The organism is Flavihumibacter cheonanensis, assembly GCF_022352215.1.
In the GTDB taxonomy this organism is placed as follows: domain Bacteria; phylum Bacteroidota; class Bacteroidia; order Chitinophagales; family Chitinophagaceae; genus Flavihumibacter; species Flavihumibacter cheonanensis.
In genome coordinates this window covers 1-285 of the sequence record NZ_JAKRWF010000144.1, presented here as the reverse complement: position 1 = coordinate 285, position 285 = coordinate 1, and the positions used below count along the sequence as shown (strand labels likewise).

The window sequence follows — 285 nt, the reverse complement described above, 5'->3', positions numbered from 1 at the left end:
CTCCGCGTACCTGGGCGGCGTGATTGGGTCGGCCTCGCCCGACAGCAGCAGTACCGGGATATCGGTTGCCAGCGGCGCGTGGAAGCCGTCGTCGACGGGGCCCGCCGGCCACAACGAGCACATCGCCGCGATGGCGTCGAGCTGCATCACGCCGATGTAGCTCGCCTCGAGCGCCTCGTAGTCGATGGCCATGTCGTCGTAGAACGGCGCATCCTCGGAGCACATGACCGCGTTGTGCATGCCGAGCGCGAGGGCTTCGGACATCTGCTGCGCGATCATCTGCAT

General features: G+C 67.0%; 1 protein-coding gene. It reads right to left on the bottom strand.

Translation table 11 applies throughout. The features are described 5' to 3' along the window. Positions 1 to 285 (bottom strand): alpha/beta hydrolase (locus MD536_RS21455; RefSeq protein ID WP_239603827.1); only part of this gene is annotated, 285 nt, incomplete at both ends.